We start from the raw sequence: 22,071 nt of genomic DNA on the forward strand, positions 1-22,071 counted from the left end.
TGGCGCTGGCGAGGTCGCGCGCGACGGGGCATTATCCTACGCAGCGACCACAATAAAGCGACGGCAGCATGACCCGAGCAACGCGCATCACCGACCCTTCCTACGAGCTGATGGACGACCACAACGGCCTGTCCATCATCTATCGCCAGCACGGCTTCCCCTGCCCCCTGGTGCGCTGGCATTTCCACAAGGAATACGAGCTGCACCTGATCGTCGCCAGCTCAGGCAAGGTGTTTATCGGCGACTACATCGGCAACTTCTACCCCGAAAGCCTGTTCCTCACCGGCCCCAACCTGCCGCATAACTGGATCAGCCAGGTGGAAGAAGACGAGGTCGTACCCAAGCGCGACATGCTGGTGAACTTCACCGATGAATTGTTCGAACACGGCAGCCACATCTTCACCGAACTCAAAAGCCTGGCGCCGCTGCTGGAACGTGCGCAATACGGCATTGAATTTCGCTGCAAAAAAACCATCGCCCACGCCATGACCCTGATGCAACGCATCGAAGACGCCCAAGGCATGGCACGCCTGGGGCACTTCTTTATCCTGCTGGAAGTATTAAGCGCCTGTGAGGACTACCAGTTACTGTCCGGCGTGACCACGCCACAGCAAGCCGACGAACACAGCATCGACCGCACCAACCGCGCGGTGGACTACATCTTTGCCCACTACGCCCGAGAGTTGCCGCTGGAGGAAGTGGCGGAGTACCTGGGGATGAAGCCGACGTATTTTTCCCGGGTGTTCAAACAGGCGACCGGGCGGACTTTTATTGAATTCGTCAATCGGCTGCGCATCAGCAAGTCCTGTGAATTGCTGGCCGATGGGGACAAGGCGGTGACGGATGTTTGTTTTGAGTCGGGGTTTAATAATATTTCCAACTTTAATCGGCGGTTTCAGCAGCTTAAGGGGATGACGCCATCTCACTATCGGCGGTTGGCGGTGCAGCGGTTGACGGAGCAGAATTTGGCTTGAAATAAATTGAACTAGCTGGCTCATTCCCCGTAGTTCGACGCTCTATGGCTGGGCAAGACCCTCCTCATTAATCAACGAAAAACTGATGTTATTCACGGCATAATTTTCAAGATAACCAATTATAACTTTTGCATTCGAATGCCATTCGCTAGACAGCTTATATGCGTCCCATCCCCCTCGTATACCCAGCCCGCCCGGAAGCCTGGCACGACCTCTCGAATCCAGAGGTTCTCCCAGAGCACTACGTACACTTTGCTGATTAATCATCAGGGAAAATGGACTGGGTAACCGTCCAGCATAAACCGGTTGCCCGCTCGTCGGGATGAGTGTGATCAGGATCTGTTTCAAGGACTTGGTCGTATCACTGAAGAGCAACTCCACGCCTTCTACTGGTTGCATGGTTGGCCAATTGCTGTCCTCAAACGATTTCACCAGCGGCTGGTTGGGAATTTTCCCTTCAGCTACAAGCTCGGTGAAACCAAGCCCTAAATTCTTTACCCACAACTTAATCGCTAACGCATCCATCATTACCACCCCTGAACTGGGTTAACGCCATGTAATTATCGGCGAGCGGTCCGAATATTGAACTAAGCACCCCACTCTGGACAGTTAGCGGAGCAATGGTTAACCGAACAGAATCTGGCTTGAAGTGATTACTCCCACGCGCTGCGCGTGTGAACATTACTACTTAGTCGAATTTAATTTTCAGAGCAAGTTCAATTACGGTGTACATCACCCAAATAGAAGCCCATGCTACATACCATATCGTCATAACGATATTGAAGTCCGACGTGAACACATGGATAACCAAAATCATCCATGCGGTAGATGTCGCTACCACCGTACCCTCGATATCTTAAAATTTTAACCGGCTCCTTCGACTCAAAAGGTGCTCCAAGCATTTTACGGACATTGATCCGACTCATACTGGCCGTCATCGATAAAGGTAATTCGCCACTGTAAGGGCGGGCACCATCAACCATACTTATTAGTGAAAAAAGAACTTTTTCGAGAGCCGCATCTTTTGATCGAAACCATAGCTCAACTCCCTCCTCCGGCTTCTGTATCAAGTATTCATTATCACAATCTACTATCGATGGTTTAAAGGCATCATTAGTAACCACACCATCAGCGAAGAGCTCAGCATGGGCAAAGCCTATCCTCGTAATCAGACGATTAACCATTACGACATCCATTCACCCTCCTTCATATCAGTCTCACGCTCGCAGACGGGAAAGACCACATTTATGAGTCACTCATCGTAAAGAGTGAAAACCAGCGTATTAACCCTATAGTCCTGCGCATATTTAAATATCATTTTGGCACGTGGATGTATCGTTGAGTCGAGCCTGTATGCATCCCATCCGCCCGTTTTTCTATTTAGGGGAAGCTCTGTCGGACCTTTCGACTCTAGAGGTATTCCGAACAACTCCTGTATGTCAGCCTTATTCATCGATAGCGCTAGCGGCGGTGGCAGCTTACCTCTATACACCGGCTGCCCCTCGACGGTTTGAGCAAGAATAACGTATAACGTTTCCAAACATCTGGAATCAGTCGCAAAGCTCAACTCCACTCCGTCCTCTGGCTCTATATCTAGCCAGTCCCTTCCCTCATAAAGCTCTCGTAACGGCATATTAGGGATAACACCCTCTGCAATCAGCGATTCATACGGGTGTCCCAGATTCTTTATCAATAATACGATCATTGAGGCGTTCATCAGTACCTCACCTTGGTCGTTCTTGCGCTCTGCGGAGCAACGATCATCGAAAAAAATGGCGGCTATGGTGCCAAGGTTTTTTCCCACGTTAGAGATGAATTTTCTGCTGTATTAGGGATGCCCTCGGTTGATTAACGAAAACACCAACGTTTTGATCTGCATTGTTGATGTGTACTGAAAGGACACTTTTAAATTTGGGAAGTTAATCTGATCCAGCGCGTAAGTGTCAAATCCACCTAATACTGTATCCAAAGGCAGCTTCGTCAGGCCTTGTGACTCCATGGGCATACCGAAAGCTGCTCGCACCTCTGACTTGGATGTTAATAACGCGAAAGGCTTGGGAAGTTCACCCTTGTACTCTGTTGTACCTTCAACAGTAGAACGCAGGGTGATGAAGAGTCGCTCGAACCTCCTCGTCTCAGCCCAGAAACTTAATTCCAGGCCGTCACCTGGCTTTTTCAGCGATAACCAATCACGCCCGTGGTAGAGTTCAGTGAGTGGTCGGTCCGGAATAACTTTATGGAAAATTAAATTCTCATAGGTCCATCCTAGATGCTTGATCCAACTTTCAATGGTCACGGCGTCCATCAATACCACCCCTGAGCTTGGTTGATGTCATGTAATTTTTGACGAGCGGCCTCGATATCGAACTCAGCGAATCCCTCTTCGAGCAACCCTCGCTTAATTGCATCCACGTTACTGTTCACCGCTGCTCGAAGGTCTTTAGCATCTTTACTCTGCCTGGATTTAGTATTTCGGCCACCATAGGTCTCACTGTAATTCTGATGCACTCTGACTGGTATAGCGATGCTAGCGCCACGACGTAGAAAGCTCTGAACCTCCTCCTCCGTCAAATCCGCCATACGATGCCTTAACGCCAATTCAAGCGCCTTTTGCGCAGGAATATGGTCAATATCCAGCCCATCCTTACGGCTACGACTCATCAAATCAGCTGCCTGCCCAACCTCCAACGGCCTGACCGCCGGCTTGGCAAACACCAAATACAACGGCGGCACACCCGAATCAGCCGGAAACGAAATGATCGTATCCTGCCAGGTGATGTTTTCTGCATCCCGCCCTGGATAGTGACTGATTGCCGAATCTTGCCCCACCGCAATCGGATGAACAAACACGTTATCCAAGCGTTCCGGTGTTCCGGGATACGGGCTCGGCACGCTGACAACCGGCCCATGGTTCGGCGTCCATGTGATGCTGATGCCATCCAGCACCGCCACCATCGCGCTTTTGTCCACATTCCACCGGGCTTGTGCAACCGGCACACGGTCAGCGCCACTGCCAGGTTGGGTATGTAGGCCGTAAACACGCAGTTCACCGGACTCATCCTGGCGAAACTGGAAACGCACTCGTGTGCTGGCCAAACGCATCCCCTCCAACTGCTCCGGGGTGTACAGCGTTGAGTCACCGATATCCCGTGGCCAGAATGCCAGCAGCACGAGGTTGAGGGCCGAACTGGCGCCGGCCAAGCCTCGTACAGCCCAGGTACCGAGGTCGCTGCCGAGTGTGCCGGCTACCCTGCCGACGGCGCCCGTGGTACCGGTTGAGGCCATAAGGGCCGTGGTACCAAAGTTTTTGGCATTTTCCGGGGCGGTGCCCGCAGCTGTAGAACCGGCCGGTACCGAAACGCAGGACTTGGCGAAAACGCAGGCATCAGCGGCACGATTCGACGCAGCGGGCGCGGCATAATTCGCAGGGGGCGAGGCGGATGCAGTCGGCCTCATTACAATCGGGGTGACACGTTGAGGTTGGGGACCGAACTCCTGAGATTTGGAACTCTGATTGGCAATCAACTGCGGCGGCGGATCGCATTTGCAGATGCACAGATCACCCTCCAGCGCCGCTTGTTTGCCGTTCCACTCTTCGTGCAAATGAGGGCCGGTAAGCGCGATGAAGCCTTCAGTGCCGCAAGCCGGACAAGCGACCCGGTCACCCTCCCTCGAGATCATTTCGCCGTTGAAACTGGTGCCCTCACAACCGCTGGTTACCTTGCCACCCACCGTGGTGGTTGAACCGGTGGTGATGTTGTAGCGCCTCACATCTGACTCTCCACGCGATAACCAGCCTTTAGAAGACCAGGAATACCCTCGCCGTCCGCGTACTCCACCACCTGGGCCAGGTTTTGCAGGCTGCTCGTCACGGTGTCGCCGTTGTCGGTAGTGCTGCCGACAATGGCGATGGGCAGACCTTTGTAGGTGGCCGCGAAACCTGCTCCCGAGACAATTTCGCTCTCTTTGCCATCGGGGTAGCGCACTCGGTCGCCGACGCACGCGATGCGCAAGTCATGGATCTCGAGGCTGGTGCTTGCAGTGATAATTTCTCCGCCCATACGTGTTCTCGAGCCAAGTGTCGCGTAGTCGTAGATGGCTTTGATTGGGCGAGTTGATGGTTGGATTTCAGTATCGGTGTCTTTCATGTTTCGTCCTTTTTTAGCGCGCAGGGATGCTCAAACGCGGTCATGACGTTGATGTGTGCAAAGGGAATAGCGCCGAACTGGCGCAAGAAAGATGTTGCTGGCCGGCGCTAAGCCAAACAACTGTCCGTTCGGCTAGGTATTGGGAAAAACAGAAACGTCTTACAAGGCGTTGAGGTTGCCCCTAGGACACTCGATCTCTAGTCTCCGTACACCGCTGCACACTCAGCGGTCGGGCGTCGCGGCCTGTATTTCTCCGGCTTCTTTAATACATCTGCGGAGCTTGACCATGATCAAACCCACCCCAAATCCCTCGCTCGATCCAGCTGCCAGCGTGCTATTCACCGTTAAAGACGGCATCTGCACCCAAGACCTGCTGGTCAACCTCAGCGAGCCACTCGCCTCTGCCCACGCCCTCACCTGCGATTTCGCCTTTGAACTCGACGGCTCGCGACGAGAAGGTGCGCTGGGTATTGCACAGTTGATTGAGGTATCCAGGTTGTTGGCTGAACGCGTATTGGCTGATATCGAGCGCTAAACCCTGCATCGATCGCCCTCAAGCTTGGTTTGAGGGCGATCACTGAGTGCAAAAAAGTATCAGTGGGCGTGCTCCCAAGGATTTGTCACCGCCGCTTTTGAAGGCTGTAATCAACGCACACTCTTCCTGACTCCTTGTAGGAAGACACAACAACAATAACCGTCCTTCTGTAGCCCCCTGGGCGCGGAAATGGAGTGCGCGATGAAGTTCACAGCAAAAGCATTGCTTGCCTGTACCTGCATGACCCTCAGCGCCGTCAGCCTTGGCGCGCAAACCCTGACCATTGCCACCGTCAATAACAGCGACATGATCCGCATGCAGAAGCTCTCGAAAACCTTCGAGGCCGAGCATCCGGAGATCAAGCTGAACTGGGTAGTGCTCGAAGAAAACGTACTGCGCCAACGCCTGACCACCGACATCGCCACCCAGGGCGGGCAGTTCGATGTGTTGACCATCGGCATGTACGAAGCCGCACTCTGGGGCGCCAAGGGTTGGCTGGAGCCGATGAAGGACTTGCCGGCGTCCTACGACCTCGACGATGTGTTCCCTTCGGTGCGTGACGGCTTGTCGGTCAAGGGCTCGTTGTACGCCCTGCCGTTCTACGCCGAGAGCTCGATCACCTATTATCGCACCGACCTGTTCAAGGACGCCGGGCTGAGCATGCCTGAGCACCCGACCTGGAGCCAGATCGGCGAATACGCGGCCAAGCTCACCGACAAGTCCAAAGAGCAATACGGCCTGTGCCTGCGCGGCAAAGCCGGTTGGGGTGAGAACATGGCGCTGATCACCACCCTGGCCAACGGCTTCGGCGCGCGCTGGTTCGATGAGAAATGGCAGCCAGAATTCAACGGCCCCGAGTGGAAGGATGCGCTGAACTTCTACGTCGACAATATGAAGAAATCCGGCCCGCCGGGTGCCTCCAGCAACGGCTTCAATGAAAACCTGGCGCTGTTCAACAGCGGCAAATGCGCGATCTGGGTAGATGCCAGCGTGGCGGGCTCGTTTGTTACCGACAAGAGCCAGAGTAAGGTCGCCGAGCATGTCGGCTTCACTTTTGCGCCCCACGAGAAGACCGATAAGGGCACCTCGTGGCTGTACTCCTGGAGCCTGGCGATCCCGACCAGTTCCAAAGCCAAGGACGCCGCCAAGGTGTTCACCAGTTGGGCCACGTCCAAGGAATACGGGCAGTTGGTGGCCAAGACCGATGGCATCGCCAATGTGCCGCCCGGTACGCGCCAATCCACCTACAGCGATGAGTACATGAAGGCTGCACCGTTCGCGAAGGTGACGCTGGAATCGCTCAAGGTGGCCGACCCGACCAAGCCGACCGAGAAGCCGGTGCCGTATATCGGTATCCAGTTGGTGACCATTCCTGAATTCCAGGCGATTGGTACCCAGGTGGGCAAGTTCTTCTCGGGTGCGTTGACCGGTCAGCAGACCGTCGATGCGGCATTGACCGCCGCGCAGAACACCACCGAGCGGGAAATGAAGCGGGCTGGTTACCCCAAGTAACCCCATAACCTGTAGGAGCGAGCTTGCTCGCGAAGGTATTCCAAGCGCATCGCTGTGTCGGATGTACCTTTTTCGCGAGCAAGCTCGCTCCTACAGGGCTTTTGCGCACCTGTCTCTATCTGGCCTTGATTATCATGAATACACCCACCAAAAACCGTCTGGCCAACCCCGGCTGGTTTCTCGTCAGCCCCTCGGTGGCCTTGCTGCTGCTGTGGATGATCGTGCCGCTGGGCATGACCCTGTACTTTTCGCTGATCCGCTACAACCTGCTCTACCCCGGCGAAAACCAATTCGTGGGGCTGGAGAACTTCAGCTACTTCATCACCGATTCGGGGTTCCTGCCCGGCGCTACCAATACTCTGTTGCTGGTGGGCAGCGTGTTGCTCATCAGCGTGGTGTTCGGCGTGTTGATCAGTGCGCTGCTGGAGGCCAGTGAGTTCCTGGGGCGCGGCATCGTGCGGGTGATGCTGATTTCGCCGTTCTTCATTATGCCCACCGTCGGCGCGCTGATCTGGAAGAACCTGATTTTTCACCCCGTGTCGGGGATCCTCGCGGCGGTGTGGAAGTTCTTCGGTGCCGAGCCGGTGGACTGGCTGGCGCATTACCCGCTGCTGTCGATCATCATCATTGTGTCGTGGCAATGGCTGCCCTTCGCGATCCTGCTGCTGATGACCGCCATGCAGTCCCTGGACCAGGAACAAAAGGAGGCCGCACGCCTGGACGGTGCCGGCGCCATTGCGATTTTCTGGCACCTGACCTTGCCCCACCTGGCCCGCCCGATTGCCGTGGTGGTGATGATCGAAACCATCTTCCTGCTCTCGGTGTTCGCCGAAATCTTCACCACCACCAACGGTGGCCCGGGCTACGCCTCGACCAACCTCGCCTACTTGATCTACAACCAGGCGCTGGTGCAGTTCGACGTGGGCATGGCCTCGGCCGGCGGCTTGATTGCCGTGGTCATCGCCAATATCGCGGCGATCATCCTGGTGCGGATGATCGGCAAAAACCTGACTGACAAGCCTTGAGGGCCGCGCCATGACGCTTCAACAATCCCGCCGCCTGCAAAGCCTGTTGCTCGGCACGCTGGCCTGGGCCATCGCGATCCTGATTTTCTTCCCGATCTTCTGGATGGTGCTGACCAGTTTCAAAACTGAAATCGACGCGTTCGCCACCCCGCCGCAGTTCATCTTCACGCCAACGCTGGAGAACTACCTGCACATCAACGAGCGCAGCAATTACTTCGCCTACGCCTGGAACTCGGTGGTGATTTCGTTCAGCGCTACCGCCCTGTGCCTGCTGATTTCGGTGCCGGCCGCCTACTCCATGGCGTTCTACGAAACCCAGCGCACCAAGGGCACCCTGCTGTGGATGCTGTCGACCAAGATGCTGCCGCCGGTGGGCGTGCTGATGCCGATCTACCTGTTGGCCAAGAGCTTTGGCCTGCTGGATACGCGCATTGCGCTGATCATCATCTACACCCTGATCAACCTGCCGATTGTGGTGTGGATGGTGTACACCTACTTCAAGGACATCCCCAAGGACATCCTCGAAGCCGCCCGCCTGGACGGCGCCACCCTGTGGCAGGAAATGGTGCGCGTGCTGCTGCCGATTGCCAAGGGTGGCCTTGCCTCCACGGTGTTGCTGTCGTTGATCCTGTGCTGGAACGAGGCGTTCTGGTCGCTGAACCTGACCTCGTCCAGCGCCGCGCCGTTGACCGCCTTGATCGCCTCGTACTCCAGCCCCGAAGGCTTGTTCTGGGCCAAGCTGTCCGCCGTCTCGACCCTGGCCTGCGCGCCGATCCTGATCTTTGGCTGGATCAGCCAGAAGCAGTTGGTACGCGGGTTGTCCTTTGGCGCCGTCAAATAATAATTCGAAAAGGAGGCCCATCATGGCCAACCTGAAAATCAAGAATCTGCAAAAAGGCTTCGAAGGTTTTTCCATCATCAAGGGCATTGACCTGGAAGTGAACGACAAGGAATTCGTGGTGTTCGTCGGCCCCTCGGGCTGTGGCAAATCCACGCTGCTGCGCCTGATTGCCGGCCTGGAAGAAGTCAGCGACGGCACCATCGAACTCGATGGCCGCGACATCACCGAAGTGACCCCGGCCAAGCGCGACCTGGCCATGGTGTTCCAGACCTACGCGCTGTACCCGCACATGAGCGTGCGCAAGAACATGTCGTTTGCCCTGGACCTGGCGGGCGTCGACAAGAAGCTGGTCGAGAGCAAAGTCAGCGAAGCGGCGCGCATCCTTGAGCTGGGGCCTTTGCTGGAGCGCAAGCCCAAGCAACTCTCGGGTGGCCAGCGCCAGCGCGTGGCAATTGGCCGGGCGATTGTGCGCAACCCGAAGATATTCCTGTTCGACGAACCGCTGTCCAACCTCGACGCCGCCCTGCGCGTGCAGATGCGCCTGGAGCTGGCGCGCCTGCATAAAGAACTGCAAGCGACCATGATCTACGTGACCCACGACCAGGTCGAAGCCATGACCCTGGCCGATAAAGTGGTGGTGCTCAACAGCGGGCGCATCGAACAGGTGGGCTCGCCGCTGGAGCTGTACCATCAGCCGGCCAACCTGTTCGTGGCGGGCTTTCTCGGCACGCCGAAGATGGGCTTCCTCAAGGGCCAGGTCACCCGCGTCGACAGCCAAGGCTGTGAGGTGCAACTGGATGCCGGCACCTTGATCAGCCTGCCGCTGAGCGGCGCCAGCCTGAGCGTGGGCAGCGCGGTGACCCTGGGCATTCGTCCCGAGCACCTGGAAATCGCCACGCCGGGGCAAACCACCCTGACCGTCACCGCCGATGTCGGCGAGCGCCTGGGCAGCGACACCTTCTGCCACGTCATCACCCGCAACGGCGAGCCGCTGACCCTGCGTATCCGTGGCGACATGGCCAGCCAATACGGCGAGACGCTGCAACTGCACCTGGACCCGGCGCACTGCCATTTGTTCGACACCGATGGCGTGGCCGTGGCCCGTCCACTGCGCGCTGCCGCCTGATTTCGCGAGTATTTCCAGATGAAATTGAATAAAGCCAATCTGACCCAACTGGCGCCCGAAGTGCAGGTGCCGACCTATGCACTTGCCGACACCCGCCAGGGCATCGCGCACATTGGCGTCGGCGGTTTTCACCGTGCGCACCAGGCGTTTTACACCGATGCCCTGATGAACACCGGCGAGGGCCTGGACTGGGGCATCTGCGGCGTCGGCCTGCGCAGTGAAGACCGCAAGGCGCGCGACGACCTGGCCGGCCAGGATTACTTGTTCACCCTGTATGAACTGGGCGACACCGACGACACCCAAGTGCGCGTGATCGGCTCGATCAGCGACATGCTGCTGGCCGAAGACGGCGCCCAGGCGCTGATCGATAAGCTCGCCAGCCCACAGATCCGCATCGTCTCGCTGACCATCACCGAAGGCGGCTACTGCATCGACGACAGCAACGGCGAGTTCATGGCCCACCTGCCGCAGATCCAGCATGACCTGGCGCACCCGAGAGCGCCGAAAACCGTGTTCGGCTTTATCTGCGCCGCGTTGACCCAGCGCCGCGCGGCGGGCACCGCGGCCTTCACGGTAATGTCCTGCGATAACCTGCCCCACAACGGCGCCGTCACCCGCAAGGCCTTGCTGGCCTTCGCCGCCCTGCACGACGCCGGGCTGCATGACTGGATCAAGGCCAACGTGAGCTTCCCGAATGCCATGGTTGACCGCATCACGCCAATGACCAGCACCGCCCACCGCCTGCAACTGCACGACCAGCACGGGATCGACGATGCCTGGCCGGTGGTGTGCGAGCCGTTTGTGCAGTGGGTGCTGGAAGACAAATTCGTTAACGGTCGCCCGGCCTGGGAAAAGGTCGGCGTGCAATTTACCGACGACGTCACGCCTTATGAAGAAATGAAGATCGGCCTGCTCAACGGCAGCCACCTGGCCCTCACGTACCTGGGGTTCCTCAAGGGCTACCGGTTCGTTCACGAGACCATGAACGACCCGGTGTTCGTGGCGTATATGCGCGCCTACATGGACCTGGACGTCACGCCGAACCTGGCACCGGTGCCCGGTATCGACCTGTCCGAATACAAGCAGACCCTGGTGGAGCGTTTTTCCAACCAGGCGATTGCCGACCAGTTGGAGCGCGTGTGCTCCGACGGTTCATCGAAGTTTCCCAAGTTCACCGTGCCGACCATCAACCGCCTGATTGCCGACGGGCGCGAGACTGAGCGTGCCGCCCTGGTGGTGGCGGCCTGGGCGCTGTACTTGAAAGGCATGGATGAAAATGGCGTGCGTTACAGCATCCCCGACCCACGGGCAGCGTTCTGCCAGGACCTGGTGAGCGACGACGCGCTGATCAGCCAGCGGTTGCTGGGGGTAGAAGAGATTTTTGGCACGGCTATTCCCAAGTCGGCGGCGTTTGTGGCAGCGTTCGAGCGTTGCTATGCAAGCCTGCGCGACAAAGGCGTCACAGCCACACTGCAAAACCTGCTGAACAACCCGGATTAAACAGGTGGGAGCTGGCTTGCCTGCGATAGCGGTCCGGCAGTCACTGCAGGGTTGACTGGACCGCCGCTATCGCAGGCAAGCCAGCTCCCACATCGACCGTATTTTCAACCCAATAATAATGCTGAGCACTCCATCATGACCCAGCAAAACCTCTACCTCGGCATCGACTGCGGCACCCAGGGCACCAAGGCCATCGTCCTCGATGCGTCCAGCGGCAAGGTGCTGGGCCTGGGCGCCGCCGCGCACAGCTTGATCAGCGGCGCCAATGGCCGCCGTGAACAACACACCCAGGAATGGCTCGACGCCTTCACCGCAGCCACCCACCGCGCCCTGCAACAGGCCGGCGTGGATGGCCAGGACATCCTCGGTATCGGCGTGTCCGGCCAGCAACATGGCTTGGTGCTACTGGACGAACAAGGTGAAGTGTTGCGCCCGGCCAAACTGTGGTGCGACACCGAAACCACGCCAGAGAACGACAGGTTGCTGCAGTATCTGGGCGGCGAACGTGGCTCCCTGGAGCGCCTGGGTGTGGCCATCGCACCGGGCTACACCGTGTCCAAGCTGCTCTGGACCCGCGAACAGCACCCCGACGTCTTCGCGCGCATTGCCCATATCCTGCTGCCCCATGATTACCTCAACTACTGGCTCACCGGCCGCGCCTGCGCGGAGTACGGCGATGCATCGGGCACCGGTTACTTCAACGTGCGCCGCCGCGAATGGGATGTGGCATTGCTCCAGCACATCGACCCCAGCGGCCGCCTGCAAGCCGCGTTGCCGACACTGATTGAAGCCGACCACGCGGTGGGCACGATCCTGCCGGCCATCGCCGAGCGCCTGGGCATCAACCCCAACGCAGTGGTGTCCAGTGGTGGCGGCGACAATATGATGGGCGCCATTGGCACCGGCAATATCGCCCCCGGCGTGATCACCATGAGCCTGGGTTCATCGGGCACCGTGTATGCGTTTGCCGACCAGCCGAACGTCAGCCCCCAGGCCTCGGTGGCGACCTTCTGCTCTTCCAGCGGCGGTTGGCTGCCGCTGATTTGCACCATGAACCTGACCAACGCCACCGGGGTGATTCGCGAGCTGTTCGAACTGGACCTCGACGCCTTCAACGCCCTGGTCGAACAGGCGCCGATCGGCGCCGATGGCGTGAGCATGCTGCCGTTTCTCAACGGCGAGCGCGTGCCCGCCCTGCCCCACGCCACCGGCAGCCTGCAGGGCCTGACCATGACCAACCTGACCCGCGCCAACCTGTGTCGCGCGGTGGTCGAAGGCACCACCTTCGGCCTGCGTTATGGCCTTGATCTGCTGCGCCAGACCGGCCTGCAGAGCCAGAGCATCCGCCTGATCGGCGGCGGCTCGAAAAGCCCGCTGTGGCGGCAGATGGTCGCCGATATCATGCACACCGAAGTGGTGTGTACCGAACAGAGCGAGGCCGCCGCCCTGGGCGCGGCGATCCAGGCGGCGTGGTGCCAGAGCGGCGAACCGCTGGCCAGCCTGTGCGACAAATGCGTGAGCATTGACCCTGCCAGCCGCACCTTACCCGTGGCCGCCAATGTCAGCGCCTATCAACAGGCGTATGAGCGTTATCAACAGCACGTGGCAACCCTTTAAGAGCGAGCAACTATGTATCTGGTGTGTGGTGAAGCGCTGTTTGATTTCTTCAGCGAGGAGGATGCCAGCGGGCAGGCCACCAAGCTCAATTACAAGGCGATTGCCGGTGGCTCGCCATTCAACGTGGCGGTGGGTTTGCGCCGCCTGGGGATCGAGTCCGGGTTCTTCGCCGGCCTGTCCACCGATTACCTCGGGCGGCGCTTGCAGCAGGTATTGAAAGACGAAGGTATCAGCGAACGCTTTCTGGTGGAGTTCGACGCGCCGACCACCCTGGCCATGGTGGCAGTGGGTGCCAACGGCTCGCCGCAGTACAGCTTTCGCGGCGACGGCTGCGCCGACCGGCAATTGCAATTGACGCACCTGCCGCCCCTGGGCGATGAGATCCGCGGGCTGCATGTGGGCTCGTTTTCGCTGGTGGTACAACCCGTTGGTGACACGCTGCTCAGCCTGGTCAAGCGTGAAAGCGGCAAGCGCCTGATCAGCCTCGACCCCAACGTGCGCCTTAACCCGCAGCCCGATATCCACCTGTGGCGCGCGCGCGTCGCAGAGCTGGTGCAACACGCCGACCTGATCAAGGTCAGCGACGAAGACCTGCACCTGCTCTACCCCGACCAGACACCGGAAAGCGTGCTGCAAGGTTGGCTGCAACACCGTTGCCAATTGGTGTTCCTCACCCGTGGCGGCGACGGCGCGACAGTCTTCAGCCGCCAGCATGGCACCTGGTCGCAACCTGCGGTCAAGGTGGTGATGGCCGATACGGTAGGCGCTGGTGATACCTTCCAGGCGGCGCTGATTGCCTGGCTCACGGAACAGCAATTGGATTCGGTTGATGGGCTGCAAAACCTGAGTCGCGAGCAGATCGACGCCATGCTGGGCTTCGCGATTCGGGCTGCCGCACTGACCTGCGGCAAGACCGGCCCGGACCTGCCCTATCGTCACCAATTGGGTTGAGCCGAGCGGCTAAAAACTCAAAGTGCCATCACGCAGGCCACGTATTCCGTGGCCTGCGCGTCATGTACCAAAAAATTGCACTACTGAAAAACTGTGCTAAACCCAAAAACAGGAGCAGTTACTACAACAAACCCAGGACAGATCCATGCCAAAGACCACAGGTTTATCAACCCGTGCCGTTTTAGCTGTCGGCTTCCTTTCACTGCAATACATGACCCCTCAACCCACCCATGCCGCTTGCGTTCTCACACCAGGGCCCGGTAACGATACCTACACATGCGACAGCGGCAGCAGTCCCGGCTTGACCGATCTTTCCGGGGATAACCGCCTGATCCTCCCTGCGGGGGGCACTGGCACCATCAACGGTAATGTCACCACCGGCGCAGGCGCGGATACCGTTTTCATCCACTCGGGCCTGATCACCGGCGTGGTGCAACAAGGCGCCGGTATCGACGACTTCCTCATGACGGATGGGCAGATCCTGGCCCTGTTCCAGGGCGATGGTCTCGACACCTTCAGAATGGAGGGCGGCAGAATCGTCGGGGCTTTTGAGGACGGCGATGTGGCCTACCAGAGCGGTGGCACTATCGGCCGGGTCAATATGAAGCTGGATAAAAACTTCTATGAAATGACCGGGGGGATCATTGAAGGCAACCTGGTCACCGGCTTTGATGTCGACACGATCCGCATATTAAACGGCTTCATCGGCGGCAATATCAGCACCAGCGGCGGCGATGACAGCATCACCGTCAGTGGTGGCGTGATCAATGGCGAGATTCGCGCCAGCGTCGGCAACGATACGTTTAGCTGGCTGGGTGGCGGCCAAATCAACTCGTCGGTATTGATGGGTGATGGTGATGACACGGCCCTGCTCCGTGGTCTCAGCGAAAACCTGCTGGCCAATACGCCGTCCGTCGATGGTGGCCTGGGCAACGATCAACTGACCTTCGATAACACCACCTCCAGTACACCCGCACGCTATGTCGGCTGGGAGACGGTCAACCTCAACAACGCCTCACGCTTTAACCTGAGCGGGGATTTTTTCCTTGGCGACAGCGCGAGCAATACCGGTACGTTCAACATCGATGGCAGCAGCACGCTGGCTGTGACCCAAGGCGCTATCCGTCCCTATACCGCAGGCCAATTGGCAACGCTGAACAACGCCGGCACGATCGACATGACCGGCGACAACAGCGCGACCAGCGTGTTGACGGTGCATGGCAATTACGTGGGCAACAACGGCCAGTTGCATCTGCAAACCGTACTCGGCGATGAAAACTCGGCCACCGACAAGCTGGTGGTTTCCGACGGCAGCATCAGCGGCCACACGCAACTGGGCGTCAGCAACCTCGGCGGTGCCGGTGGGCTGACCCAGAACAACGGCATCGAGGTGGTCCAGGCGCTTAACGGCGCTGTCAGCAGCACCGATGCGTTTGCCTTGAAGGGCTCGGTCTCTGCGGGGGCTTATGAGTACATGCTGTTCAAGGGCGGCGTTACCGCCGGTACGGAAAACAATTGGTACCTGCGTTCCTCGGTGGTGGCGGTGCAACCGCCGGCCGTTCCATCCGTGCCGCCACCCGTTGTACCGCCGGTAGCGGTGACCCCCATTGCGCCCACTCAGCCAGTGGTTGACCCCGATGAGCCGCCCGTGGAGCCGCCCACCGCACAGCCAGTGGCACCGATCGAGCCACCCGCGCCACCGCCTAGCCAAGTCGCCGCCGCTACTTCACCGCAATCGGCGGCGAGTAACCCTGTGCTGCCAAGCGCCGTGGCCGGTACCGCGCCCATTGCACTGTATCGCCTGGAGGTGCCGATCTATTCAGTGGACATTCCCGCTGCGCAGGTCATGACGCTGCAAGCCCTCGGGACCTTCCATGAACGCCAAGGCGAGCAAAGCCTGCTGACCGAGACCGGTGCAGTGCCGGCAGGTTGGGGGCGCGCCTATGGCAGTGATTTCAACAAGAGCTGGTCGGGCACGGTAACGCCGAGTTTTGACGGCACGTCCAAAGGTTACCAGGTAGGCCATGACCTCTATGCCAGCGAAACCAGTGGCGGGCAGACTCAACGCTTTGGCCTGTTTATCGGCCAGAGTCGCCTGCGCGGCGACGTGAAGGGGTTTGCGCTGGGCTGGCAGAACCATCGCTCCGGACGGGTCAAACTCGACGGCGATAACTTCGGCGCCTACTGGACCCTCACCGATCCCACCGGCTGGTACGTCGACCTGGTCGCCATGGGCACGCGCCTGGATGGCGACAACAAATCCGACCGAGGGGTGAAGATGGATACCAAGGGCCATGCCCTGGCGTTGTCCGCCGAGGCCGGCTACCCGATCACGTTGTCCGAACATTGGGTGGTGGAACCGCAGGCCCAGGTAATTGGCCAGAAGATCGACCTGGATAGCCAGCATGACGGCATTTCCAAGGTCTCGTTCGACTCTCAGGAATATTGGACGGGCCGCCTCGGTGCACGCCTCAAGGGCCGTTACCTGGTCAGCAACACGCCGGTGGAGCCGTACCTGCGCGCCAACGTCTGGCACACCTTCGGTGGCAGCGACACGGTGACCTTCGACGAGGTGGACCGGATCAAGAGCGATCACAAGTCCTCCACGGCCGATATTGGCGTCGGCGTCGTGGCTCAATTGTCATCCGCGGTCAGCGCTTATGTGGAGGGCAAGTATGGAACCGGGCTGGACGACAATAACTTTGAGGGTACCAGCGGCAGTATCGGCGTGCGAGTGAGCTGGTAAAGCTGAGGTCTTGTCAGCGTTGGGCCTGGCACATACCAGGCCCACGAGGTCAACTCCCCCTCAAGCGATCAACTAGTGATAACCGCGCCCGCCTGCTCGTTGCTGGACCGGTACGTGGTTATGCTTGAGGTCTTCACGCAACCCGGTGATGAGGTTGCAAATGGCTCGACTGCTGTCGAGCTTGTCAGGGTGTATACCTTTGACTTCCAAATCCACCCGGTCACGGTCGCGGTCGTCGTAGACCTTGATCGTCAACGAGGCGTCTTCGGCTTTGGTGCATTCGCACCGTTTAGGCAGGAAACTTCCTTCAATGATGCTGCGAAGCTCTAGTTCTGAAAGCATGGCTAACCTCTCCTTTTTTGAGACTGCCAACATGTATATGTAACCGACAGGCACTTGCCTGCCACGTCTTGCCAACCTTGGAAGACGCTTTCAATCAATAAGCCTACTCGGCAAAAACCGCTGTGGTTGTAACCTTTCCTCATAAGCAAGCCGCTTGCTCATATTAAACAAAACACTCCTTTGGGCATCATCGTCGAACGCCACGGATTAAACGTTTAACCCGCGGCATCGCGGCCGGTGTTTATGGGAAAACCCTTTTTTCGGCAACATATCGCAACCAATCAGTCCATCACCGCCCAGTCGACGGAGGTTTGCGGTAAGCATACGAAACATATACGATTCGTATATCAATTAAACACAGTGAACCTTATGGGCATCGTCAAGATCACCGATCAGCTGCACGAACAACTGCGCCTGGCCAGCGCCGCCATGGACCGTTCCATCAACGCCCAGGCCGAGTTCTGGATCAAGATCGGCCTGCTCGCCGAACTCAACCCGCACCTGCCTTACAACGAGCTGATCAACAAGCTGTTGCTGGACAAACCCGACCTGATCCGGGGGCGCAGCTGATGATCAAGACTCCCGCACAACTGGCCGTGATGCGTGAAGCCGGGCGTCTGTTGGCGCAGGTCTTCGACATGCTGGACGGCTTCGTCGCCGCCGGCCGCTCTACCCTGGAGCTGGACAGCGCCGTCGAAGCCTTCATCCGCAATGACCTCAAGGCCCGCCCTGCAAGCCTTGGGCAGTACGACTACCCCTTCTGCATCAACACCTCGATCAACGAAGTGGTGTGCCACGGCATGCCCAGCGCCAAGCAATTGCTCAAGGACGGCGACATCATCAACATCGACATCACCCTGGAAAAAGGCGGTTTCATTGCCGATTCCAGCAAGATGTACATGATCGGCAACGTGACGCCCAAGGCCAGGCGCCTGGTGGACATGACCTTCGAGGCGATGTGGGCCGGTATCCGCCAGGTCAAGCCCGGCGCGCGCCTGGGCGATATCGGCCATGCGATCCAGAGCCACGCGCACGCCAACGGCTACAGCGTGGTGCGCGAATACTGCGGCCACGGCATCGGCCGGCAAATGCACGAAGAGCCGCAAATCCTGCACTTCGGCCGGCCTGGCACCGGCCTGGAACTGCGCCAAGGCATGGTGTTTACCATCGAACCGATGCTCAACCAGGGCAGCGCCAAAACTCGCAGCCTGAAGGACGGCTGGACGGTGGTGACCAAGGACAACAGCCTCTCGGCGCAATGGGAACATACCGTGGCGGTGACGGCGGATGGGTATGAGGTGTTGACCTTGCAAACCCCTCAAAACCTTCACACCCTGTAGGAGCGAGCTTGCTCGCGAAGGCATCCCGGACTACGCGTTAAACCAGACTCCCCACTTTTTCGTCGACGTTTTTCGCGAGCGAGCTCGCGCCTACAGCGGCCTTGGCTTCAAGCTCGCGCACCAGCGGCAATACACGTTTGCCGAAATACTCCACTTCTTCCTGAAAGTGCAGAAAGCCTGCAAGCACCAAGTCCACCCCCACCGCCTTGAGTGCGACGATGCGCTCGGCGACCTGCTGCGGCGTGCCGATCAGGTTGGTCTTGAAGCCATCGTTGTATTGCACCAGGTCCTCAAAGCTGGACTTGGCCCAGTTGCCCTCGCCCTCCGGTGACGCCTTGCCCGCTTGTCTGGCCGCGTCACCAAAGGCATTGACCGCCTCCGGGTCGGCTTGGTCGATGATCTGCGCCAGCAACGCACGTGCCTCCTCCTCCGTGTCGCGGGCGATCACAAAAGCGTTCACCCCCACCTTCACCGAATGGTGGTTGGCAGCCGCCTTGGCGCGAATATCATCGACCTGGGCCTTGACGCCTTCGGGCGTGTTGCCATTGGTGAAATACCAATCTGACACCCGCGCCGCCATGTCCCGCGCCGCCCGCGAACTGCCGCCCTGGAAAATCTCCGGCTGGCCCAGGGGCTTGGGCTTGAGGGTGTAATGGTTGAAGCGATAGAAATCGCCCTTGAAGGTAAAATCGTCCTGGGTCCAGATGCCTTTGAGGGCACGGATAAACTCTTCGGAACGCCGATAGCGCTCATCATGCTCCAGCCAATGCTCGCCAATGGCCTGGAACTCGCCCTTGAACCAGCCGCTGACAATATTCACCGCGATACGGCCATTGGTCAGTTGGTCGATGGTCGCCAATTGCTTGGCCGCCAACGCCGGTTGCCACGGCCCGGGCAGGATCGCCGCGATGACCTTGAGGGTGGTGGTTGCCGCCAGCAGCGCATGGCTGAACGCCACGGACTCATGCTGGTTCTCGGCACCGTAACCTGCGGTGAAGCGAATCTGCGTCAAGCCATACTCAAAACCCGCCGCCTCCGCCAATTGCGCCAGTTTGCGGTTGTACTCGATGCCCCAGTGGGTGCGCTGTTCAATCTTGCTGACGACCAACCCACCGCTGACGTTGGGTACCCAGTAGGCAAATTTCACGGCTTGCTGACTCATCGGACGGTACCTCGTACAAGGGATGTACAAGGGCTTAGGCAGCAAGCGTGCCAGGGGCAGGCAAATGCCCGTAGCGTGGGGGTTACCGCGCAAAAAGAATGATTGAAGCGCTGGCTTGCCAGTGTCTGGTATCGCAGTGATTTGTGGATCTGCTGTTGCTGGAGCAACAGTGGCGACCGGCGCCCCCCAAACGTACTCACGATGCGAAGCGAGTAGCTCTTGATCTTGCTCTTGATCTGCTTTTGATCTTAGGCGCCCCGTCAAACCACGCTGGCCGAACGCAGGCTTGAATTCGTGGGTAACCCGGCAGGACGCCGGGTTAGCCGCCTCGCGCCATGGATGGCGCGTGGCGGCGGCCCACGGATTCAAGCCTGCGTTCGGGCACACCGAGCCCAGGCGAGGTGCCGAGTGGTGGGGCAAGAGCGTTTTGCTTACTTTTGCGCTTTTCAAAAGTGAGACGCCGTCAGGGCGTAACCCTAAGTGGCCGTTACCTAAATAACGGATATGTACTCTATCTGATCCAACATCCCGGTCGGCTGTCAGGCCGCCTTCGCGAGCAAGCCCGCACAGTTTGATCGCGGGGCGTCAGATAGATAGGGGCCGGCTGTGAGGCCGTCATCGCAGGCAAGCCAGCTCCCACAGTTGGAGAGTGGGGGCGTCAAGCAGAACACTCAGAACGCCAACTTGTACCCCACCGCCATCAACATCACCGCCAGGCACGGCCGCAGTACGCCATCGGGAATCTTGCCCGTCATATGGCTGCCCACGTAGATCCCCGGCAACGACCCCATCAGCAAGAAGCCCAGCAAATGCCAGTCCATATTCCCCATGCTGGCATGGCCCAGGCCCGCCACCAAGGTCAGGGGCACCGCATGGGCGATCTCGGTGCCAACCAGGCGCCGCGTGGCCAGGAACGGGTACAGGATAAACAGCGCCACCGTGCCAAGGGCACCAGCGCCGATCGAGGTCAGGGCCACCATGGTACCGAGGATCGCCCCCGTCACCACCGTCAGCGCGTTGAGGTTACGCGGGCGCAGATGGTAAGAGTCGCCAGCATGGCGCTGGGCAAAGGCCAGCAGGCTCTTCTTGAACAGGATCGCCAGGGCCGTCAGCAGCAATACCACGCCCAGGGCCTGCTTGATCACCGCGTTCATCGCGCTGGGGTCGGTGTGCAGGCTGGCCAGGAACCATAACGTCAGCAATACCGCCGGCACGCTGCCCAGGGTGAGCCAGCCGGTGATGGCCCAGTCGATGTTCTTGTTCTTGCTGTGCACCAGCACGCCACCGGACTTGGTAATGGCGGCGTACAGCAGGTCGGTGCCCACCGCAGTGGCTGGGTTGATGCCAAACCACAGCAGGATCGGAGTCATCAGCGAACCGCCGCCCACCCCCGTCATGCCCACGATGAAACCCACGATCAGGCCGGCAACCACGAAACCCATATTACCTACATCCATTCCAGCTACCCGCGGCCTTATAAATTTCTGGCCGCAGGATAGCGATTTTTCTTATAACCACTTATACCGATGCGATCTGAGTTTATGCCTTTTTGGAAATCTTCACTTTTTTGCAAATCACTGCATCCAATGGGCGGGCCTGTGCCGTAGTCATCAGCGTAACCCTGCTGTTCTACCCAATGGAGAAACACCATGAACGCTAAAACACTGCTGTGCTTGACCGGCCTGCTCATCGCCGCACCGTCGGCGTTTGCCCAGGCGGGCCTGCCAGACAGCATCAAGGTGCCGGATGGCCACAAGCTGGCAATGCAAACCACCGGCGTCGGCGAAATCACCTATGAATGCCGCGACAAGGCCAACGCTGCCGGCCAGACCGAGTGGACCTTCGTCGGCCCCAAAGCCGTGTTGAACGACCGTAACGGCCAGCAGGTCGGCACCTATTTCGGACCACCCGCCACCTGGCAGGCCAAGGACGGCTCGACCATCACCGGCACGCAATTGGCCGTGGCACCGTCAAGCCCGGGTAACCTGCCCTATCAACTGGTCAAGGCCAACCCGGCCGAAGGCAAGGGTGCGATGAGCGGCGTGACGTATATCCAGCGGGTTGCGCTCAAAGGCGGGGTCGCTCCCGCTACGCCCTGCACCACGGCGAACAAAGGCGCCAAGGAACTGGTGAAATACCAAGCGGATTACCTCTTCTGGGCCGCCAACTGAGCAAACTCAGCTACGCTGGCCAGGTAGGCGCGAGCAACCTCGCGCCTACCACGCGTAGACGTCTCCTCAGTGGCAGGAATT

Annotated in this window: 22 protein-coding genes; 13 read left to right on the forward strand and 9 right to left on the reverse strand. The window is 58.9% G+C overall.

The annotated features are described in order from the left end of the window. Positions 1-68 precede the first annotated feature (68 nt). Entirely contained in the window at positions 69-974 is a 906-nt protein-coding gene (locus tag DK871_RS13310) for an AraC family transcriptional regulator (RefSeq protein ID WP_003190965.1), read from the forward strand. A gap of 42 nt (positions 975-1,016) precedes the next feature. On the opposite strand, the gene DK871_RS13315 is transcribed toward DK871_RS13310, so the two are convergent. From DK871_RS13315 to DK871_RS13340, 6 genes are all read right to left on the reverse strand, one after another. Beyond that, positions 1,017-1,502 (reverse strand): DUF6392 family protein, encoded by a 486-nt coding sequence (locus DK871_RS13315; protein ID WP_256677460.1) that lies wholly within the window; start codon positions 1,500-1,502, stop codon positions 1,017-1,019. A 188-nt stretch (positions 1,503-1,690) separates the two neighbouring features. Then, the gene (locus DK871_RS13320) at positions 1,691-2,170 is read right to left on the reverse strand and encodes a DUF6392 family protein (protein WP_161905367.1); all 480 of its coding nucleotides are present in this window, start codon (positions 2,168-2,170) and stop codon (positions 1,691-1,693) included. A gap of 56 nt (positions 2,171-2,226) precedes the next feature. Continuing rightward, entirely contained in the window at positions 2,227-2,691 is a 465-nt protein-coding gene (locus DK871_RS13325; RefSeq protein WP_161905368.1) for a DUF6392 family protein, read from the reverse strand. Between the two features lie 111 nt (positions 2,692-2,802). Further along, a complete protein-coding gene (locus DK871_RS13330; RefSeq protein ID WP_178116050.1) occupies positions 2,803-3,279 on the reverse strand; it encodes a DUF6392 family protein in 477 nt (158 codons plus the stop codon). Next, positions 3,279-4,745 carry an S-type pyocin domain-containing protein gene (locus DK871_RS13335; protein ID WP_161905370.1) on the reverse strand — a complete coding sequence of 489 codons (1,467 nt, stop codon included), beginning with the start codon at positions 4,743-4,745 and terminating at the stop codon, positions 3,279-3,281. Before DK871_RS13335 ends, DK871_RS13330 begins: the two co-directional genes overlap by 1 nt. Further along, positions 4,742-5,122, reverse strand: a complete 381-nt coding sequence (locus DK871_RS13340) for a PAAR domain-containing protein (RefSeq protein ID WP_178116051.1) — start codon at positions 5,120-5,122, stop codon at positions 4,742-4,744. The genes DK871_RS13335 and DK871_RS13340 overlap by 4 nt, the downstream gene beginning before the upstream one ends. Positions 5,123-5,408: 286 nt before the next feature. Between DK871_RS13340 and DK871_RS13345 the strand changes: the two genes are divergently transcribed. From DK871_RS13345 to DK871_RS13385, 9 genes are all read left to right on the forward strand, one after another. After that, a complete protein-coding gene (locus tag DK871_RS13345) occupies positions 5,409-5,657 on the forward strand; it encodes a DUF6124 family protein (RefSeq protein ID WP_161905371.1) in 249 nt (82 codons plus the stop codon). 201 nt (positions 5,658-5,858) lie between these two features. After that, positions 5,859-7,169: a sugar ABC transporter substrate-binding protein gene (locus tag DK871_RS13350; protein ID WP_161905372.1), complete on the forward strand. Its 1,311-nt coding sequence runs from the start codon at positions 5,859-5,861 to the stop codon at positions 7,167-7,169. 134 nt (positions 7,170-7,303) lie between these two features. Next, the gene (locus DK871_RS13355) at positions 7,304-8,194 is read left to right on the forward strand and encodes a carbohydrate ABC transporter permease (RefSeq protein ID WP_014718700.1); all 891 of its coding nucleotides are present in this window, start codon (positions 7,304-7,306) and stop codon (positions 8,192-8,194) included. 10 nt (positions 8,195-8,204) lie between these two features. Continuing rightward, complete coding sequence (locus DK871_RS13360) at positions 8,205-9,035, forward strand: carbohydrate ABC transporter permease (RefSeq protein WP_005788583.1); 831 nt, start codon at positions 8,205-8,207, stop codon at positions 9,033-9,035. A gap of 22 nt (positions 9,036-9,057) precedes the next feature. Further along, entirely contained in the window at positions 9,058-10,161 is a 1,104-nt protein-coding gene (locus tag DK871_RS13365; RefSeq protein ID WP_161905373.1) for an ABC transporter ATP-binding protein, read from the forward strand. A gap of 18 nt (positions 10,162-10,179) precedes the next feature. After that, positions 10,180-11,661 (forward strand): mannitol dehydrogenase family protein, encoded by a 1,482-nt coding sequence (locus DK871_RS13370; protein ID WP_161905374.1) that lies wholly within the window; start codon positions 10,180-10,182, stop codon positions 11,659-11,661. 135 nt (positions 11,662-11,796) lie between these two features. Continuing rightward, positions 11,797-13,278 carry a xylulokinase gene (gene xylB / locus DK871_RS13375; protein WP_161905375.1) on the forward strand — a complete coding sequence of 494 codons (1,482 nt, stop codon included), beginning with the start codon at positions 11,797-11,799 and terminating at the stop codon, positions 13,276-13,278. Positions 13,279-13,290: 12 nt separating this feature from the next. Then, on the forward strand, positions 13,291-14,229 hold the full coding sequence (locus DK871_RS13380) for a carbohydrate kinase (RefSeq protein ID WP_161905376.1): 939 nt from the start codon (positions 13,291-13,293) through the stop codon (positions 14,227-14,229). 145 nt (positions 14,230-14,374) lie between these two features. Further along, positions 14,375-16,975, forward strand: coding sequence for an autotransporter outer membrane beta-barrel domain-containing protein (locus tag DK871_RS13385; RefSeq protein ID WP_161905377.1), 2,601 nt, complete (start codon positions 14,375-14,377; stop codon positions 16,973-16,975). A gap of 72 nt (positions 16,976-17,047) precedes the next feature. Here DK871_RS13385 and DK871_RS13390 read toward each other — a convergent pair whose 3' ends face one another. Continuing rightward, positions 17,048-17,317: a DUF1652 domain-containing protein gene (locus tag DK871_RS13390; RefSeq protein ID WP_161905378.1), complete on the reverse strand. Its 270-nt coding sequence runs from the start codon at positions 17,315-17,317 to the stop codon at positions 17,048-17,050. Between the two features lie 369 nt (positions 17,318-17,686). Between DK871_RS13390 and DK871_RS13395 the strand changes: the two genes are divergently transcribed. Together DK871_RS13395 and map are read left to right on the forward strand one after the other, a co-directional pair. Next, complete coding sequence (locus DK871_RS13395; protein WP_003190946.1) at positions 17,687-17,887, forward strand: ParD-like family protein; 201 nt, start codon at positions 17,687-17,689, stop codon at positions 17,885-17,887. Then, entirely contained in the window at positions 17,887-18,657 is a 771-nt protein-coding gene (gene map, locus DK871_RS13400; RefSeq protein WP_161905379.1) for a type I methionyl aminopeptidase, read from the forward strand. Before DK871_RS13395 ends, map begins: the two co-directional genes overlap by 1 nt. Positions 18,658-18,694: 37 nt before the next feature. Here the strand turns inward: map and sfnG are convergent, their stop codons facing one another. Beyond that, positions 18,695-19,819 carry a dimethylsulfone monooxygenase SfnG gene (gene sfnG, locus DK871_RS13405; RefSeq protein ID WP_161905380.1) on the reverse strand — a complete coding sequence of 375 codons (1,125 nt, stop codon included), beginning with the start codon at positions 19,817-19,819 and terminating at the stop codon, positions 18,695-18,697. Between the two features lie 671 nt (positions 19,820-20,490). Next, a complete protein-coding gene (locus DK871_RS13410) occupies positions 20,491-21,276 on the reverse strand; it encodes a sulfite exporter TauE/SafE family protein (RefSeq protein WP_161905381.1) in 786 nt (261 codons plus the stop codon). Between the two features lie 192 nt (positions 21,277-21,468). Here DK871_RS13410 and DK871_RS13415 point away from each other — a divergent pair, with 192 nt between their 5' ends. Continuing rightward, a complete protein-coding gene (locus DK871_RS13415; protein WP_161905382.1) occupies positions 21,469-21,990 on the forward strand; it encodes a DUF3455 domain-containing protein in 522 nt (173 codons plus the stop codon). The last annotated feature ends 81 nt before the right edge of the window (positions 21,991-22,071 follow it).

The sequence above is a fragment of the Pseudomonas sp. L13 genome (assembly GCF_009935965.1).
GTDB classification, from domain to species: domain Bacteria; phylum Pseudomonadota; class Gammaproteobacteria; order Pseudomonadales; family Pseudomonadaceae; genus Aquipseudomonas; species Aquipseudomonas lactis.

Coding starts and splice junctions, on each gene's coding strand:
- DK871_RS13310 (WP_003190965.1), top strand. CDS start 69: ATGACCCGAGCAACGCGCATCACCGACCCTTCCTACGAGCTGATGGAC.
- DK871_RS13315 (WP_256677460.1), bottom strand. CDS start 1,502: ATGATGGATGCGTTAGCGATTAAGTTGTGGGTAAAGAATTTAGGGCTT.
- DK871_RS13320 (WP_161905367.1), bottom strand. CDS start 2,170: ATGGATGTCGTAATGGTTAATCGTCTGATTACGAGGATAGGCTTTGCC.
- DK871_RS13325 (WP_161905368.1), bottom strand. CDS start 2,691: ATGAACGCCTCAATGATCGTATTATTGATAAAGAATCTGGGACACCCG.
- DK871_RS13330 (WP_178116050.1), bottom strand. CDS start 3,279: ATGGACGCCGTGACCATTGAAAGTTGGATCAAGCATCTAGGATGGACC.
- DK871_RS13340 (WP_178116051.1), bottom strand. CDS start 5,122: ATGAAAGACACCGATACTGAAATCCAACCATCAACTCGCCCAATCAAA.
- DK871_RS13345 (WP_161905371.1), top strand. CDS start 5,409: ATGATCAAACCCACCCCAAATCCCTCGCTCGATCCAGCTGCCAGCGTG.
- DK871_RS13350 (WP_161905372.1), top strand. CDS start 5,859: ATGAAGTTCACAGCAAAAGCATTGCTTGCCTGTACCTGCATGACCCTC.
- DK871_RS13355 (WP_014718700.1), top strand. CDS start 7,304: ATGAATACACCCACCAAAAACCGTCTGGCCAACCCCGGCTGGTTTCTC.
- DK871_RS13360 (WP_005788583.1), top strand. CDS start 8,205: ATGACGCTTCAACAATCCCGCCGCCTGCAAAGCCTGTTGCTCGGCACG.
- DK871_RS13365 (WP_161905373.1), top strand. CDS start 9,058: ATGGCCAACCTGAAAATCAAGAATCTGCAAAAAGGCTTCGAAGGTTTT.
- DK871_RS13370 (WP_161905374.1), top strand. CDS start 10,180: ATGAAATTGAATAAAGCCAATCTGACCCAACTGGCGCCCGAAGTGCAG.
- xylB (WP_161905375.1), top strand. CDS start 11,797: ATGACCCAGCAAAACCTCTACCTCGGCATCGACTGCGGCACCCAGGGC.
- DK871_RS13380 (WP_161905376.1), top strand. CDS start 13,291: ATGTATCTGGTGTGTGGTGAAGCGCTGTTTGATTTCTTCAGCGAGGAG.
- DK871_RS13385 (WP_161905377.1), top strand. CDS start 14,375: ATGCCAAAGACCACAGGTTTATCAACCCGTGCCGTTTTAGCTGTCGGC.
- DK871_RS13390 (WP_161905378.1), bottom strand. CDS start 17,317: ATGCTTTCAGAACTAGAGCTTCGCAGCATCATTGAAGGAAGTTTCCTG.
- DK871_RS13395 (WP_003190946.1), top strand. CDS start 17,687: ATGGGCATCGTCAAGATCACCGATCAGCTGCACGAACAACTGCGCCTG.
- map (WP_161905379.1), top strand. CDS start 17,887: ATGATCAAGACTCCCGCACAACTGGCCGTGATGCGTGAAGCCGGGCGT.
- sfnG (WP_161905380.1), bottom strand. CDS start 19,819: ATGAGTCAGCAAGCCGTGAAATTTGCCTACTGGGTACCCAACGTCAGC.
- DK871_RS13410 (WP_161905381.1), bottom strand. CDS start 21,276: ATGGATGTAGGTAATATGGGTTTCGTGGTTGCCGGCCTGATCGTGGGT.
- DK871_RS13415 (WP_161905382.1), top strand. CDS start 21,469: ATGAACGCTAAAACACTGCTGTGCTTGACCGGCCTGCTCATCGCCGCA.